This is a genomic window from Streptomyces sp. NPDC020884, from assembly GCF_044333935.1.
In the GTDB taxonomy this organism is placed as follows: Bacteria; Actinomycetota; Actinomycetes; order Streptomycetales; family Streptomycetaceae; genus Streptomyces.
On record NZ_JBIRRY010000002.1, the window covers coordinates 271,125 to 286,008 of the forward strand.

Genomic DNA, 14,884 nt, shown 5'->3' on the forward strand with positions numbered 1-14,884 from the left:
TCCGGGTCCCGGGGACCGGAAAGGGGTGAGCCCCGGGCCGGGGCCCGGGGCTCACGGGAGGCGTTCGAAGGGGCGGCTCTCAGGGGCTCTCGGTCTCCGCCGCGCTGTTCACGGCGCCGTTCACCGCGCCGTTCAGCGACGCGTTCAGGGAGCCGGTCGCCGAACCGGCGGCCGCGGCGGCCGCCGCCTGGGCCTTCAGCTCCGCGGGCCGCCGCCAGCCGTGCTCGCCGCGCGCCCGCAGCCAGGCCGTCGTCTCCTGGGGCGGCATCGCGGCCGCCACCAGCCAGCCCTGCACCGCGTCGCATCCCAGGTCCCGCAACCGCTCCCACGTCTCGTCGTCCTCGACCCCCTCGGCGACCACGACCAGGCCCAGCGAGTGGGCGAGGTCGATCGTGCAGCGGACGATCTCCGCGTCCTCGTGGTCGACGGCCAGCCGGGCCACGAAGGACCGGTCGATCTTCAGCTCGCTGACCGGAAGTCTGCGCAGGTGGACCAGGGAGGAGTAGCCGGTGCCGAAGTCGTCGAGGGACATCTTCACGCCGTGCGCGGTGAGCCCGGCCAGGGTGTCGGCGGCGCGCTGCGGATCCTCCAGCAGCACATGCTCGGTGATCTCGAGTTGGAGCGCTCCCGCGGGCACGCCGTGCCGGGCGAGGCGGGCGGCGACGCTCCCCGCGAAACCGGGGGTGTGGACGTCGCGCGGGGAGACGTTGACCGCCACGGGCACGAACAGGCCCTGCGCCCGCCAGCGGGCCACCTGGGCCAGCGCCGTCTCCAGGACGTACTCCGTGAGGTGCGGCATCAGGCCGGAGGACTCGGCGATGGCGATGAACTCGTCCGGGGGGACCCGGCCGCGCTCGGGGTGCACCCAGCGCACCAGCGCCTCCAGACCGGCCACCTGCCCGTCGAAGCGGACCTTGGGCTGGTAGTGCAGCTCGACCTCGCTCGCGTCCAGCGCCCGGCGCAGGTCGCCGAGGAGCCCGAGCCGGTCGGGGGTGTTGCTGTCCCGCTTGGACTCGTAGACCTCCACGCCCGTGCGGTCCCGCTTGGCCTGGTACATCGCGACGTCCGCGCGGCGCAGCAGGCCCTCGGCGTCCAGGGCGTGGTCCGGGTAGACCGCGACCCCGGCGCTGGCCTCCAGGACGAGCACCAGTCCGTCGAGGTCGAGCGGCGAGGACAGCTCGGCGACGAGATGGCGGGCGACCTGCTGGGCGCTCGTGGTCGAGTCGGTGTGCGGCAGCAGGACGGCGAACTCGTCGCCGCCGAGCCGGGCCGCCTCGGCACCGCGCGGCAGGGCGAGCCGCAGGCGCTCCGCTATCTGCAGCAGCAGCCGGTCGCCGGCCAGGTGGCCCAGGGTGTCGTTGACCGCGCGGAAGCGGTCCAGGTCGATCAGGACCAGGGCCGAGCGGGTGCCGATGCTCTCCGCGTCCTCCAGCGCCGACCAGGTCCGCTCCAGCAGCCACTGACGGTTGGGCAGCCCGGTGAGCGGGTCGCGCAGCTGCTCCTCGGCGCGGGCGCGGGCGATCCAGAGCGTGGAGTCCAGGGCGATCAGGGGCACCGCGAAGAGCGGCAGCAGGACGGGCATGGACATCGCGACGGCGCAGATCAGCGGGGCGAGCCCGAGGAGCGCGACGGCCACGAGCCCCTGCCGCAGCATCGCCGTACGGGCGATGGTGGGCAGCCCGCCGTTGTGCGGGGCCTGGGCGTACCACAGCAGGACCCGGGTGACGAGCAGATACGTCGACGCCGTCAGGAGCAGTTCCGGGACGGCCGCGATGCCCCAGTCGAGTGGCTGCCAGGGTTCCTCGACGGTGGGCACCTCGCCGAAGGCGGCCAGGACGAGCGCCGCCGCGCCGATGCCCAGCATGTCCACGCCGCCGTGCAGCAGCCCCTGCCACCAGCGGTGCCGGCGGGCGGTCCCGACGAGCACCACGACGGCGAGGCTGACCAGGACGGCCGGCAGCCAGCCGTACAGCAGCAGCACCGCGAGGGTGAGGGCGGCTCCGGAGCCGGTGCCGCCCCACCACCGGTCGCGGCCGAGCGCCACCAGATGGCCGACGATGATCCCGGTGAGCACGGCGAGGGACCAGCCCACCGCCCCGTCCGGGAAGAGCGCGTGGCCCTGCGACACGGTCCGGTAGGACCCGACCGCCAGCAGTAACGCGGCGATCCCCACGACGGCGGCGCCCACAGGCGGCGTGAGGCCGACGAAACCCTGCAGCCGCGACACCGGGGCGGCGCTCTCGGTCGGTTTCATTCCGTCCCTCTCACAGCCGGCGGTGCCGATGGCCCTCGGTGGCGCCCGCTCCCATGGCGCCACGGCCCGGTCGAGCGGCCGTGCCGGAAAGGCGCACCTCTCAACAGTAGGCCGCGAAAGGCTTCCAGGGGCAGCGCTCTACAGCTCTTGCCCGAATGCGAACCGACCACCCGTCACCATCTGCTAGTGCACCGAACGGGTGGTGCTGGAGGGCCGTTCGGGGACCGGCCGACCCTTCTTCACCCCTCTGCCCCGTTTCCTTCCCCGCTCGGGGCGCGCCACGCCGAGGGCAGCGTCTCGAAGGCGTCTCGATCCGGAGAACGGTGGGCGAACGGCGGCCCGGCGGCGGTTACTCCCCGCTGTCCCCCGGGCCGGTCGCGGGCGCGGCTTCCGGGACGGGCAGGGCCGCCTCCTTGGCACGTTCGGGTCCCTGTTCGAGCAGAATCGCGAATCCGTCCTCGTCCAGCACGGGCACCTTCAGCTGCATCGCCTTGTCGTACTTGGAGCCGGGGTTGTCGCCGACGACCACGAAGGCGGTCTTCTTCGACACCGATCCGGCGACCTTCGCGCCGAGGGCCTGGAGCGCTTCCTTCGCGCCGTCGCGGGTGTGGCCGGCGAGGGTGCCGGTGACGACGACGGTGAGTCCTTCGAGGGGGCGGGGGCCCTCCTCCTCGTCGGATCCCTCGTCCGCCATCCGCACGCCGGCCTCGCGCCACTTGCGCAGGATCTCGCGGTGCCAGTCCTCGGCGAACCACTGCTTGACGGAGGCGGCGATGGTCGGCCCGACGCCGTCGGCGGCGGCCAGCTCCTCCTCGCTCGCCTCGTCGATCCGCTCGATGGAACGGAACTGACGGGCCAGCTCCTGGGCGGCGACCGGGCCCACATGCCGGATGGAGAGCCCGGTGAGGATCCGGGCGAGCGGGGCATCCTTGGCGGCGGCGATGCCCTCCAGCATGGCGAGGGCGTTCTTCTTCGGCTCGCCCTGCTGGTTGGCGAAGACCGTCGCGATCTTCTCCTCGCCGGTCTTCGGGTCGCGCTTGGGCAGCCCGCTGTCCTGGTCCAGGACGTACGCCCGGATCGGCAACAGCTGGTCGACGGTGAGGGAGAACAGGTCGCTCTCGTCCCTGAGGACGGGCTCGGCGGGCTCCAGCGGACGGGTCAGGGCGGCGGCGGCCACATAGCCGAAGTAGTCGATGTCCAGGCTCTTGCGCCCGGCGAGGTAGAAGACCCGCTCGCGCAACTGGGCCGGGCAGGTGCGGGCGTTGGGGCAGCGGAGGTCGATGTCGGCCTCCTTCATCGGCCGCAGCTCCGTCCCGCACTCGGGGCAGTGGGTCGGCATCTCGAAGGCCTTCTCGGTGCCGTCGCGCAGATCGACGACGGGGCCGAGGATCTCGGGAATGACCTCGCCCGCCTTGCGGATGACGACGGTGTCGCCGATGAGGACGCCCTTGGCCCGGACCACGTTCTGGTTGTGCAGGGTGGCGAACTCGACCTCGGAACCGGCCACTTCGACCGGCTCGACCTGGGCGTAGGGGGTGACGCGGCCGGTGCGGCCGACGCCGACGCGGATGTTGACCAGCTTGGTGTTGACCTCTTCGGGGGCGTACTTCCAGGCGATGGCCCAGCGCGGGGCGCGCGAGGTGGAGCCCAGGCGCCCCTGGAGCGGGATCTCGTCGAGCTTGACGACGACCCCGTCGATCTCGTGCTCCACGGAGTGCCGGTGCTCGCCGAAGTACGCGATGAACTCCCGTACGCCGGCGAGGGAGTCGACGACCTTGTTGTGCTGGGCGGTGGGCAGGCCCCAGCCGTGGAGCAGCTCGTAGGCCCCGGAGAGGCGGTCGATGCTCAGGCCCTCGTGGGCGCCGATGCCGTGCACCACCATGTGCAGCGGGCGGGTGGCGGTGACCTTGGGGTCCTTCTGGCGCAGGGAACCGGCCGCCGCGTTGCGCGGGTTGGCGAAGGGCTTGTCGTCGGCGGCGACCAGCCGGGCGTTCAGCTCCTCGAAGTCCTCCATGGGGAAGAAGACCTCGCCGCGGATCTCGACGAGCGCCGGGATGTGCTCGCCCTTCAGGCGGTGCGGGATCTCGGCGATCGTGCGGACGTTGGGGGTGATGTCCTCGCCGGTGCGGCCGTCGCCGCGGGTCGCCGCCCGGGTGAGGCGGCCGTGCTCATAGGTGAGGTTGACGGCGAGGCCGTCGACCTTGAGCTCGCACAGGAAGTGGTGGCCGGGCGTGCCGACGTCCTTGGCGACCCGGTCCGCCCAGGCGGCCAGCTCCTCGTCGTCGAAGGCATTGTCCAGGGAGAGCATGCGCTCGCGGTGCTCGACGGAGGTGAACTCCGTGCGGTAGGGCCCGGCGACCTTCTGCGTCGGGGAGTCCGGGGTGCGCAGCGCCGGGTGCTCCTCCTCCAGGGCCTCCAGCGCGCGCATCAGCCGGTCGAACTCGCCGTCGCTGACGACCGGCTGGTCCTTCACGTAGTAGCGGAAGCGGTGCTCCTCAAGCTGCTCGGCCAGCAGCGCGTGCTGCTCCCGCACGTCCGCCGCGACCGTGCTCTCCTGCTCTACCCGCTGTTCGCCGGCCATCGTCCCGTCCTCCCGTTTGCCCGTCGTCCCCGTCACTCAGGGTTGTCCGCGAGCGACCTCGCCGCTCGGGCGCTGTGGGCGAGCGCGGTGCGGGCGTAGGCGGGCGACGCCCCCGCGAGACCGCACGACGGGGTGATCGCGACGGACTCGGCGAGAGTCCCCGGATTCAGCCCCAACCTGCTCCACAGCGTCCTGACTCCCCTGACGCTACCGCCCGGGTCCGACAATCCGTCCGAGGCGGCGTCGGTGGAGGGCAGCACGCCGAGGAAGAGGTGGGTACCGCCTTCGACGGCTTCCCCGATCGCCTCCTCCTCACGCTCGGTGAGCAGGGAGAAGTCGAACGAGATGCCGTCGGCGCCGGCCCGGCGCAGCAGCGCGAACGGCACCTCCGCAGCGCAGGAGTGGACGAGCGTCGTCCCGTCCTCGCCGGCGACGGCGAGGACCTCGCGCAGGGTCGCCTCGACGACCTGGCGGTCCACGGCGCGGTAGGTGCGGTAGCCGCTGGCGGAGCGGACCCGGCCCAGCAGGACGGCGGTCAGGGAGGGTTCGTCCAGCTGGAGGACGACCTGCGCCCCGGGCATCCGGCGGCGGACGTCCGCGAGGTGGGCGCGCAGCCCCTCGGCCAGGGATCCGGCCAGGTCGCGGCAGGCGCCGGGGTCGGCCAGCATGGCTTCCCCGCCGCGCAGTTCCAGGCCGGCGGCGAGCGTCCAGGGCCCGACGGCCTGGACCTTGAGCAGGCCCTCGTACCCCTGGGTGAACTCCTCCAGGGCGTCCAGGTCCTCCCCCAGCCAGGAGCGGGCTCGGCGGGTGTCACGGCCGGGCCGGTCGCTGATCCGCCAGCCGCTCGGCTCGAGATGTCCGTACATCTCGACGAGCAGGCCGACGGTCCGGCCGATCATGTCGGCGCCGGGCCCGCGCGCGGGCAGTTCCGCCAGGTACGGCATGCCCTGGCCGTCGGCGAAGGAGCCGGTGACGGTCTTCGCCGCCTCCCTCGCGTCTCCCCCGGGCATCGACCCGATGCCGGTCGCCGGACACCCGCTGAACTTGCTCTTCTCGCTCACGCGGGAAGCCTACGGTCCGGGGCGGGGAACCCGCGCCGCGGGACGTCAGCGGCCGGGGCGGACGGTGAGGTCGTTGATCTCGGCGTCGCGCGGCAGGTCGAGCGCCGTGAGGATCGTGGTGGCCACCGACTCGGGGTCGATCCAGCGGGCCGCGTCGTACTCCTTGCCCTCCTGCTGGTGCACCTTGGCCTGCATGGGGCTGGCGGTGCGGCCGGGGTAGACGGTGGTGACGCGCACCCCGTTGCCGTGCTCCTCGTGGCGCAGGGAGTCGGCGAGCGCCTTGAGGCCGTGCTTGCTCGCGGCGTACGCGCTCCACCCGGCGTGGGCGGCGAGCCCGGCGCCGGAGTTCACGAAGAGGACCTGGCCCTGGGAGACGCGCAGCTGCGGGAGCAGGAGGCGGGTGATCTCGGCGGGGGCGATCAGGTTGGCGTTGAGCTGGAAGTGCCAGGCCTTGGGGGTGAGCTCCCCGACCTCGCCGAGCTCGACGACGCCCGCGATGTGCAGCAGGGTGTCGATCCGCTCGGGCATGGACTGCTGGCCGAACGCCCAGGAAAGCCGGTCGGGGTTGCCGAGGTCGCCGACCAGGGTGCGCGCGCCCGGGTAGCGGTCGGCGAACTCCTTGGCGCGGCCGGCGTCGCGGGCGAGCAGGACGAGGTCGTCGCCGCGCTCCTGGAGACGGCGGGCGACAGCGGCCCCGATGCCGGATCCGGCGCCGGTGATGAGGTGGGTAGACATGGGGCGATCCTAGGCGGAGCCGTGATCACCGCGGCCCGGCGGACGCCCTTCCTCACTGGTGACCGGCGGACTCCTCCAGGTAGGCGAGGGCGCCGACGCCGTCCTTGGCGAAGAAGACCAGTTCGGTCAGGGGCAGCGGCAGGAAGCCCTCGTCCTCCATGCGCTGGAACTGCCGGCGGAGCCCGTCGTAGAAGCCCGCCGTGTTCAGCAGGACGACCGGCTTGGTGTGCTTGCCGTGCTTCTTCAGCTCCAGGATCTCGGTGGCCTCGTCGAGCGTCCCGGTCCCGCCGACCATGATCACGACGGCGTCGGCCTTCTCCAGGAGGAGCGCCTTGCGCTCCGCGAGGTCGCGGGCGATCACCATCTCGTCGGCGTTCTCCCTGGCCTTCGCGGCGAGGAAGTCGACCGAGACGCCCACGAGCCGCCCGCCCGCCGCCTGCACGCCGTCCGCGACGACCTTCATCAGGCCGCTCTCCGATCCGCCCCAGACGAGGGTGTGCCCGCCCCTGCCGAGCAGCTCGGCGAACTCCCGGGCGGGCACGGTGTAGCGGTCGTCGAGGTCGGCGGCGGAGAGGAAGACGCAGATGTTCATGGGGCAACGGTACGACCCGCCCCGGACCGTCCCCCGTTCCGGGGAGGATTCCGGCCGGCGCCGCGGTGTCGGGAAGATTCCGGGCCCGTACGCCGCTGAGAGAGGCATGACTGCCACGCGAGGACACCGCATCACCGTCGAGCCGGGCACCGAGCACGTCCGGGTGGTGCACGAGGGACAGGTGCTGGCCGAGAGCCGCCGCCCGCTCGTGCTCCGCGAGACCGGCTGTCCGGTCCGCTACTACCTGCCGCCCGAGGACGTCCGCACCGAGCTGCTCGGCCCGTCCGACACCAGCACCCACTGCCCGTTCAAGGGGGACGCCTCCTACTGGTCACTGCCCGGGGCCGCCGATCTCGTCTGGGCCTACCCGGACCCGAAACCCGAAGTCGCCGCGATCAAGGACCACTTCTGCTTCTACGCCACGGAGACGGTGCCGGGGACGGCCTCGGAGACGGCCTCGGAGACGGGGGCAGCAGCGCCGGGAACACCGGCCGGCTGACCGCCGTTTCGTCTTCTCCAAGATTTCTTCCGGCGGAACGATGAGTTTTCCGCACCGCTCCGGTCTCCTCTCCCATGGACAGGATTCTCTCCGCCGACGGCACCCCGATCGCTTACCGCCGCCAGGGCGAGGGGCCGCCGCTGGTGCTGGTCGGCGGGGCGCTGAGCGCCGCGGCGACCGACGCACCGCTGGCCGCCCTGCTGGCCCCGCGTTTCACGGTGCTCACCTACGACCGCCGGGGCCGGGGCGCCAGCGGTGACGCCGGGCGCCACGACGTGGCGCGGGAGGTCGAGGATCTGGCCGCCGTCGTCGGTGCGGCCGGGCCGGGCGCCTCGGTCTTCGGGATGTCGTCGGGCGGGGCGCTGGCTCTGGAGGCGGCGGCCGCCGGGCTGCCCGTGGAGCTGCTCGCCGTGTACGAGCCGCCCTACACGCCGGGCACGTCCGGCCTGCTGTTCAAGGCCCGCTGCACGGTCCGGCTGCACCGGCTGCTGGCGGCCGGGGACCGGGGCGGGGCGGTGGAGCTGTTCCTGTCGATGACGGGCGTCGCGGAGGAGACCGCCGCCCGGATGCGGCGCACCCCGGTGTGGGCGGAGCTGGAGGCGAGGGCGCACACGCTGGCGTACGACGACGCCCTGTTGGGCAACGGGGCGATCCCGGTCGAGCGGTTCGCGGCCGTCGCCGCCCGGACGCTGGTGATCTGCGGCGGCTTCAGCAGCGCCCCCGCGCGCGCGGCGACCCGGACGCTCGCCGAGGCCCTGCCGCGCAGTCGGCACCGCACCCTGACGGGCCAGGTGCGCGAGGTGGCGCCCCAGGTGATCGCCCCGGTGCTGGCGGGCTTCTTCGCCAGGGATGTGTACGCGTACCGACAGGCGTCGTGAGGCGGATCTCGCGAGACGTCCGGGGCGTCCGCCCGAACCGGGCGCGGCCCGGGGCCCGGCGCCCGCCCCGGACACGGTGACCTGGCGAACCGTCAGCTCTTCGTCCCGTCACGCGGCGGCACGGCGATCAGGCGGGCGAAACTCTCGGGGCGGCCCCGTTCGCCGATCAGTTCGCCGCCCGCCTCGACCCAGGCATGCGCGGCGAAGGGCGGTGCCGCCCGCACCCCGACGCACCAGGTCGGCCAGACGCCCTGGAGGCGGCAGAGCAGGGTGATGGAGACCGAGCGCGGCAGGCAGGAGCGCAGGCCGTTGAGGCCGAGGCTGGCGGCGAGGACGGAGCTGCGGGCGGCATGGGCCTGCGCGCTGCTCGCGGGCGCGGCACCCCGGCTGAGCCGGGTGAGCACACGGGTCAGCAGGTGGGGTTTGAGCAGGGCCAGCGGCCGGGCCGTGCAGATGGCCAGCCGGGTGAGCAGTCGCAGCCGCAGCGGCCGTCTGGTGCGGTCGCGCGCCAGGGCGACGTCGATGCTCATTCCTGGACCACCCCGGCGGAGCGCATGGCCTCGATCAGGGCCCGTACGTCGTCGGCCGCGCGCGCCTCGTCCACGTCGAACTGCTCGGTGACGCTGCGGACGGCGTCAGCGGCGTCGCCGCCGTCCAGCAGGGCCTGGGCCGCGGCGGCGGCGCTGGGGTTCATCTGCCAGTACTGGCCGGTCTTGGTGTCCAGCAGGACCGCACCGTATTCGGTCTGGGTGACGGTGAGATAGGGGCGGTTGCGCAGCTTCATCGCATTCCTTTCTTCCGGCCGGGCACGTCAGGCGACTGCGCGCAGCCATGCTTCGCAGATGATGGTGGAGTCCACGGCGCCGTCCTTGAAGGCGGGCGTGCCGGGCGTCCCGGTCAGCCGGGAGAGGGATTCGGCGTCGATGAGTCCGGCCTTGGCCAGGGCGCTGTCCTCCCAGAGCGACCGGATCTCGTCGCGGTGCCGGTAGAGGCCGGCGACCGCGTCGACGGTCCCTTCGAACTTGGTGACCCGGACCCGGCACTCCTCGGGGAGGACGCCGCGTACCGCCTCCTTGAGGACGGGCTTGAACTGCCAGGGGTCGGTCCGGTCCTCGGGGCGCACCGACAGGGCGGCGTCGACGACCGCGTCGTCGAAGTACGGCATCGTGACGGGGACACCGGCCCGGCGCCCGGCCTCGGCGATCGCCGCGCACTCCTGGGTGCCGGTGTAGAGGGCGGACAGCTCCCGGTGACGGCCCAGGGTCGGTGCGTACGGTTCGGCCGTCCCAGCGGCCTCGCGCAGTCCGGCGGCGACCAGTTCGCGGCACTCGGGGGTGAGCCAGGGCTGGACCACCGGCGGGGCGACCCAGCCGAGCTGCGGGGTGCAGAAGCCGAGGTCGCCGGGGGTGTTCAGGTCCATCCCGGCCACCGCCCGGCGGTAGGAGCGCCGGTCGGCGAGCTGGCGCAGCACGGGGCGCCAGCGCCATCCGTAGAGCGTGCGGTAGCCGCGGATCCGCTGCCAGGCGAGCAGCGGGCGGCGGGCGATCAGGTCGTGGCAGTAGGCGCCGGTCTGGAAGAAGAGGTGGTCGCCGCCGTGTCCGGTCATGTGCAGCCGGGAGCCGCGCCGCGCCATCAGGGAGAGCACCGCGGTGGCCCGGTCCCGGCTCATGGCGACGCCCGCGGGGATGTCGGTGCGGCAGCCCTCGTCGAGGATGCCCCGGTAGAACAGCGGTGTCTGCTCCGGCGTCAGCTCCACGTGCTCGACGTGCGGCCAGTGCGCGGCGGCGAGACGGGCGTAGTGGGCGTCGTCGCTGATCGTCTCGTCGCCGGGGATGCCGCCGACGATCAGTTCGCCCGCGCCGAGCTGTCCGGCGGCGAAGGAGCAGAGCGTCGTGGAGTCCAGGCCGCCGGACAGGTCCGCGCTCAGCAGGCCGTCCCGCTCGGTTCGTACGGCGACGGCGGCGGCCAGCGCCTCGCGTACGGCCGCCGCGCCGTCGGCCGCCGGGCGCACCGGGGCGGGCGGGGTGTGCCGGCGGACGTGCCGGGGGGCGGCGCGCCCGGCGGGGACGATCAGGCAGGCGCCGGGCGCCACATCGGTGACGCCGCGCCACATGGAGCGTGGCGGGAGCTGGGCGGCCAGGGGTTCGGGCAGCCGCATCGCCAGGGCGGTGAGGTCGATCTCGGCGCCGGCGAGGTCGGCCAGCGCCACGGCACGGTCGCCGGCGACGGGGCAGCCGTCGACGACGGTGTGGTGCACGCGCCGCATGCCGTAGGCCGTGCCCTGTACGTAGAGGGCGCCGCTGACGCTGCCGACCACATGGAAGCTGCCGGGGAACGCCCCGGACAGGGCCTCGAGCCGTTCGGTGCGGCCTTGCAGCTTCCCGGTCCGGCGGGCGAGCTCGTCCGTCCGTTTCGGCAGCATGCCGATCAGCGCGACGGCGTCCGTGCCGGTCCGGGCGACGGCGATGTCCTCGTCCGCCCATCGGCCGATGATCCAGGGGCGGCCCGAGGGGTGGTACAGCACCCGCAGGCCGAGGGCGTCGGGCTGGAGGCGACGGGCCACGGCGCCCGCGTCCTCGCGGTCAGGAAGCGCCAAGAAGTGCGGTGCGCCGCGGCTCGTCATCAGGGGTTGCCTCGGCTATCCGTCAGAACCAGCCGCGGCCGGTGCCGTCGTTGCCCACGACGGCCAAGAAGCCGGTGACGTCGTGGAAGAAACCGGCGGAAACGAACTCCGGCGTCTCGTAAGCCTTCTTCACCATGGTTCAGTCCTCTCTCTGACAGGGCGGCCTGGCGACCGCCGGGCACCATGTTCACGGCCCCGGGGGGTGGCCGGGCAAGGACGGTGACCGCTTGGTGCCAGAGGTGGGAACGCGCATGGCAGCAAGGGTCGCAACGCGCATGACCGGCCGAGGAGTTGACCCTGGCGCGCGCCGCCGTGCCCGGTCCGGGAAACGCCCGAGGGCGGCACCCCCGGGAAAGGGGTGCCGCCCTCGGCACACGCCGGGCGGCGATAGGCGCCGCCTCGGGGTCAGCCCGCCGCCACCCGCTCGCGGCGGGCCGTCGTCGCGATGGTGGCCGAGCCGACCACGCGCGTGCCGTCGTACAGGACGACCGCCTGGCCGGGGGCCACGCCCCGGACCGGCTCGGTGAAGCCGACCTTCAGCTCCGAGCCGTCGACCAGTTCGGCCGTGACCTCGGTCTCGCCGCCGTGGGCGCGGAGCTGGGCGGTGTACGTACCGGGGCCGGACGGGGGCGTACCGCACCAGCGGGGCTTGATCGCGGTCAGCGACATCACGTCGAGGGCCTCGACCGGGCCGACGGTGACGGTGTTGTTCACCGGGGAGATGTCGAGCACGTAGCGCGGCTTGCCGTCGGAGGCCGGGTGGCCGATCTTCAGGCCCTTGCGCTGGCCGATGGTGAAGCCGAACGCGCCCTCGTGGGTGCCCAGCTTCGCGCCGGTCTCATCGAGGATGTCGCCCTCGGCCGGGCCGCCGAGGCGGTTCGCGAGGAAGCCCTGGGTGTCGCCGTCGGCGATGAAGCAGATGTCGTGGCTGTCGGGCTTCTTGGCGACGGCCAGGCCCCGGCGCTCGGCCTCGGCGCGGATCTCGTCCTTGGTGGTGAGGGTGTCGCCGAGCGGGAACATGGCGTGGGCGAGCTGCCTGGCGTCCAGGACGCCGAGCACATAGCTCTGGTCCTTGGCCATGTCGGAGGCGCGGTGCAGCTCACGGCTGCCGTCCTCGGTGACCACCACCGTGGCGTAGTGGCCGGTGCACACGGCGTCGAAGCCGAGGGCGAGGGCCTTGTCGAGCAGCGCGGCGAACTTGATCTTCTCGTTGCAGCGCAGGCAGGGGTTGGGCGTGCGCCCGGCCTCGTACTCCGCGACGAAGTCCTCGACGACGTCCTCGCGGAAGCGTTCCGCGAGATCCCAGACGTAGAACGGGATACCGATGACGTCGGCCGCGCGGCGGGCGTCCCGGGAGTCCTCGATGGTGCAACAGCCGCGCGCCCCGGTCCGGAAGGACTGGGGGTTCGCGGACAGGGCGAGGTGGACACCGGTCACGTCGTGGCCCGCCTCGGCGGCACGGGCGGCGGCGACGGCGGAGTCCACGCCGCCCGACATCGCGGCGAGGACACGCAGGGGGCGCTGGGAAGTCTGAGTCATAGCTCCTCCAGGGTACGGGTCGCCGGGAACCGAACGCTCGCGGATATGCGTTGTCGGTTCCATGGGGAACAACGGGAGCACCCGGGCGTCGGACAAGCCCGCAGGCAGGCCGTCGCGGAAGAAGCCCGCCGAGGGCGTCGGCCGGCGCGCGCTGCTGATCGGCGGCGGTGCGGTGGTGACCGCCGGCACGGTCGCCGTGCTCGCGCGCGACCGGGTGAAGCGATGGTGGTGGCAGGTGCCGGGCGTCGAGAAGCCGCGGAAGCCGGGCGAGCTGGACTACGCGGGGGCGACCTGGGTGGCCGCGTCGGAGGGGAACTGGCGGCGGGCCGACCGCCCGGACGACTTCCGGATCGACCGGGTGATCATCCATGTCACCCAGGGCAGCTTCGCCAGCGCGGTGAAGGTGTTCCAGGACCCCGCCCACCAGGCCGCGACGCATTACATCGTGGGGCAGGACGGGCGGGTGGTGCAGATGATCCGCGAGCTGGACGTGGCGTACCAGGCGGGCAACCGCGCCTACAACGAGCGCGCCGTCGGCATCGAGCACGAGGGGTTCGTGGACCGGCCGAAGGACCTCACCAAGGCGATGTACGCGTCCTCGGCGCGGCTCACGGCGTCGATCTGCGCCCGGCACGGCATACCCGTCGACCGGGAGCACATCATCGGGCATGTGGAGGTGCCGGGCACCGACCACACCGATCCGGGGCCGCACTGGGACTGGGACCGCTATCTGGAGCTGGTGCGCAGGGCCGCGACGGCTCCGCCCACCCCTTCGCCCAGGTCTTCGGCGAAGGCCTCCGGGTGACGGCTGACAGGCGGCGGGTGGTGGCCGTCAGCTGAGCCCGGCCGTCCTCGCCCGCTCCACCGCCGGGCCGATCGCCTCGGCGAGCGCCTTCACGTCCTCCTCGGTCGAGGTGTGGCCGAGCGAGAAGCGCAGGGTGCCCCGGGCCAGGTCCGGGTCGGTGCCGGTGGCGAGCAGGACGTGGCTGGGCTGGGCGATCCCGGCGGTGCAGGCGGAGCCGGTGGAGCACTCGATGCCCTGGGCGTCCAGCAGCAACAGGAGGGAGTCGCCCTCGCAGCCCGGGAAGCTGAAGTGGGCGTTGGCCGGGAGGCGTCCGGCCGGATCCGGGTCGCCGCCGAGCACGGCGTCCGGCACGGCCCGGCGCACGGCGGCCACGAGGTCGTCGCGCAGGGAGCCCACGCGCCGGGCGAACTGCTCGCGCCGCTCGGCCGCCAGCCGCCCGGCGACCGCGAAGGAGGCGACGGCGGGCACGTCCAGGGTGCCGGAGCGCACGTGCCGCTCCTGGCCGCCGCCGTGCAGCACGGGTACGGGGGTGTGGTCGCGGCCCAGCAGCAGCGCGCCGATCCCGAACGGGCCGCCGATCTTGTGCCCGCTGACTGTCATCGCGGCCAGTCCGGAGCGGGCGAAGTCGACCTCCAGCTGACCGAAGGCCTGGACCGCGTCGGCGTGCATGGGGATGGAGAACTCGGCTGCCACCGAAGCCAGTTCACGTACCGGCATGATGGTGCCGATCTCGTTGTTGGCCCACATCACGGTGATCATCGCGACGTCGTCGGGATTGCGGAGGATCGCCTCGCGCAGGTCTTCGGGGTGCACCCGGCCGTAGCGGTCGACCGGAAGATAGTCGACGGTCGCGCCCTCGTGCTCGGCGAGCCAGTCGACGGCGTCCAGGACCGCGTGGTGCTCGACGGGACCGGCGAGGACCCGGGTGCGGCGGGGGTCCGCGCCGCGGCGGGACCAGTAGAGGCCCTTGACGGCGAGGTTGTCCGCCTCGGTGCCGCCGGAGGTGAGGACGACCTCACTGGGACGGGCGCCGAGGGCGTCGGCGAGGGCTTCTCTGGACTCCTCGACGGTACGGCGGGCCCGGCGGCCGGCGGCGTGCAGCGAGGACGCGTTGCCGGTGACGGAGAGCTGGGCGGTCATCGCCCCGATCGCTTCGGGAAGCATCGGGGTGGTCGCGGCGTGGTCGAGGTAAGCCATGGTGGAGCCGATTCTACGAGCCCGGGGTGGGGCGCATGCCGGGCGCGTCACGGCCCGGTCCCCGCGCACGTCCGCGCGAGGTGGAGCGGACCGGCTTCCGGAGCGGTCGGGTCCCCCGGC

Annotated in this window: 14 protein-coding genes; 3 read left to right on the plus strand and 11 right to left on the minus strand. The window is 73.4% G+C overall.

Going from position 1 to position 14,884, the window contains the following annotated elements:
* Positions 1–79: 79 nt before the first annotated feature.
* The 5 genes from ACH4UK_RS08055 to ACH4UK_RS08075 all read right to left on the minus strand — a co-directional run bounded on the left by ACH4UK_RS08055 (position 80) and on the right by ACH4UK_RS08075 (position 7,223).
* Positions 80–2,254: a putative bifunctional diguanylate cyclase/phosphodiesterase gene (locus ACH4UK_RS08055; protein ID WP_398355162.1), complete on the minus strand. Its 2,175-nt coding sequence runs from the start codon at positions 2,252–2,254 to the stop codon at positions 80–82.
* 349 nt (positions 2,255–2,603) lie between these two features.
* Positions 2,604–4,835 carry an NAD-dependent DNA ligase LigA gene (gene ligA / locus ACH4UK_RS08060; protein ID WP_398355163.1) on the minus strand — a complete coding sequence of 744 codons (2,232 nt, stop codon included), beginning with the start codon at positions 4,833–4,835 and terminating at the stop codon, positions 2,604–2,606.
* A gap of 32 nt (positions 4,836–4,867) precedes the next feature.
* Complete coding sequence (locus ACH4UK_RS08065) at positions 4,868–5,896, minus strand: methionine synthase (RefSeq protein ID WP_398355165.1); 1,029 nt, start codon at positions 5,894–5,896, stop codon at positions 4,868–4,870.
* A gap of 45 nt (positions 5,897–5,941) precedes the next feature.
* Entirely contained in the window at positions 5,942–6,631 is a 690-nt protein-coding gene (locus tag ACH4UK_RS08070; protein ID WP_398355166.1) for an SDR family oxidoreductase, read from the minus strand.
* A 52-nt stretch (positions 6,632–6,683) separates the two neighbouring features.
* Positions 6,684–7,223: a TIGR00730 family Rossman fold protein gene (locus tag ACH4UK_RS08075; protein WP_398355167.1), complete on the minus strand. Its 540-nt coding sequence runs from the start codon at positions 7,221–7,223 to the stop codon at positions 6,684–6,686.
* 106 nt (positions 7,224–7,329) lie between these two features.
* Between ACH4UK_RS08075 and ACH4UK_RS08080 the strand changes: the two genes are divergently transcribed.
* The gene (locus ACH4UK_RS08080; RefSeq protein ID WP_398355168.1) at positions 7,330–7,722 is read left to right on the plus strand and encodes a DUF427 domain-containing protein; all 393 of its coding nucleotides are present in this window, start codon (positions 7,330–7,332) and stop codon (positions 7,720–7,722) included.
* 74 nt (positions 7,723–7,796) lie between these two features.
* Positions 7,797–8,600 (plus strand): alpha/beta fold hydrolase, encoded by an 804-nt coding sequence (locus tag ACH4UK_RS08085; RefSeq protein ID WP_398355170.1) that lies wholly within the window; start codon positions 7,797–7,799, stop codon positions 8,598–8,600.
* A gap of 92 nt (positions 8,601–8,692) precedes the next feature.
* Here the strand turns inward: ACH4UK_RS08085 and ACH4UK_RS08090 are convergent, their stop codons facing one another.
* The 5 genes from ACH4UK_RS08090 to mnmA all read right to left on the minus strand — a co-directional run bounded on the left by ACH4UK_RS08090 (position 8,693) and on the right by mnmA (position 12,762).
* A complete protein-coding gene (locus tag ACH4UK_RS08090; protein WP_398355171.1) occupies positions 8,693–9,130 on the minus strand; it encodes a lasso peptide biosynthesis B2 protein in 438 nt (145 codons plus the stop codon).
* Positions 9,127–9,384, minus strand: coding sequence for a lasso peptide biosynthesis PqqD family chaperone (locus tag ACH4UK_RS08095; RefSeq protein ID WP_398355172.1), 258 nt, complete (start codon positions 9,382–9,384; stop codon positions 9,127–9,129). Before ACH4UK_RS08095 ends, ACH4UK_RS08090 begins: the two co-directional genes overlap by 4 nt.
* 27 nt (positions 9,385–9,411) lie before the next feature.
* Positions 9,412–11,223 (minus strand): asparagine synthase-related protein, encoded by a 1,812-nt coding sequence (locus tag ACH4UK_RS08100; protein ID WP_398355173.1) that lies wholly within the window; start codon positions 11,221–11,223, stop codon positions 9,412–9,414.
* 22 nt (positions 11,224–11,245) lie between these two features.
* Positions 11,246–11,359: a keywimysin-related RiPP gene (locus ACH4UK_RS08105; RefSeq protein ID WP_398355174.1), complete on the minus strand. Its 114-nt coding sequence runs from the start codon at positions 11,357–11,359 to the stop codon at positions 11,246–11,248.
* A gap of 269 nt (positions 11,360–11,628) precedes the next feature.
* Positions 11,629–12,762, minus strand: a complete 1,134-nt coding sequence (mnmA, locus tag ACH4UK_RS08110) for a tRNA 2-thiouridine(34) synthase MnmA (RefSeq protein WP_398355175.1) — start codon at positions 12,760–12,762, stop codon at positions 11,629–11,631.
* Positions 12,763–12,823: 61 nt separating this feature from the next.
* On the opposite strand from mnmA, the gene ACH4UK_RS08115 reads away from it, so the two are divergent.
* On the plus strand, positions 12,824–13,567 hold the full coding sequence (locus ACH4UK_RS08115; protein WP_398355176.1) for an N-acetylmuramoyl-L-alanine amidase: 744 nt from the start codon (positions 12,824–12,826) through the stop codon (positions 13,565–13,567).
* Positions 13,568–13,594: 27 nt separating this feature from the next.
* Here the strand turns inward: ACH4UK_RS08115 and ACH4UK_RS08120 are convergent, their stop codons facing one another.
* Positions 13,595–14,764, minus strand: coding sequence for a cysteine desulfurase family protein (locus ACH4UK_RS08120; RefSeq protein WP_398355177.1), 1,170 nt, complete (start codon positions 14,762–14,764; stop codon positions 13,595–13,597).
* Positions 14,765–14,884 lie beyond the last annotated feature (120 nt).

Excerpts from the sequence above, each read along its gene's own strand:
- ACH4UK_RS08055 (WP_398355162.1), bottom strand. The coding sequence starts at position 2,254 with ATGAAACCGACCGAGAGCGCCGCCCCGGTGTCGCGGCTGCAGGGTTTC.
- ligA (WP_398355163.1), bottom strand. The coding sequence starts at position 4,835 with ATGGCCGGCGAACAGCGGGTAGAGCAGGAGAGCACGGTCGCGGCGGAC.
- ACH4UK_RS08070 (WP_398355166.1), bottom strand. The coding sequence starts at position 6,631 with ATGTCTACCCACCTCATCACCGGCGCCGGATCCGGCATCGGGGCCGCT.
- ACH4UK_RS08075 (WP_398355167.1), bottom strand. The coding sequence starts at position 7,223 with ATGAACATCTGCGTCTTCCTCTCCGCCGCCGACCTCGACGACCGCTAC.
- ACH4UK_RS08080 (WP_398355168.1), top strand. The coding sequence starts at position 7,330 with ATGACTGCCACGCGAGGACACCGCATCACCGTCGAGCCGGGCACCGAG.
- ACH4UK_RS08085 (WP_398355170.1), top strand. The coding sequence starts at position 7,797 with ATGGACAGGATTCTCTCCGCCGACGGCACCCCGATCGCTTACCGCCGC.
- ACH4UK_RS08090 (WP_398355171.1), bottom strand. The coding sequence starts at position 9,130 with ATGAGCATCGACGTCGCCCTGGCGCGCGACCGCACCAGACGGCCGCTG.
- ACH4UK_RS08095 (WP_398355172.1), bottom strand. The coding sequence starts at position 9,384 with ATGAAGCTGCGCAACCGCCCCTATCTCACCGTCACCCAGACCGAATAC.
- ACH4UK_RS08100 (WP_398355173.1), bottom strand. The coding sequence starts at position 11,223 with ATGACGAGCCGCGGCGCACCGCACTTCTTGGCGCTTCCTGACCGCGAG.
- ACH4UK_RS08105 (WP_398355174.1), bottom strand. The coding sequence starts at position 11,359 with ATGGTGAAGAAGGCTTACGAGACGCCGGAGTTCGTTTCCGCCGGTTTC.
- mnmA (WP_398355175.1), bottom strand. The coding sequence starts at position 12,762 with ATGACTCAGACTTCCCAGCGCCCCCTGCGTGTCCTCGCCGCGATGTCG.
- ACH4UK_RS08115 (WP_398355176.1), top strand. The coding sequence starts at position 12,824 with ATGGGGAACAACGGGAGCACCCGGGCGTCGGACAAGCCCGCAGGCAGG.
- ACH4UK_RS08120 (WP_398355177.1), bottom strand. The coding sequence starts at position 14,764 with ATGGCTTACCTCGACCACGCCGCGACCACCCCGATGCTTCCCGAAGCG.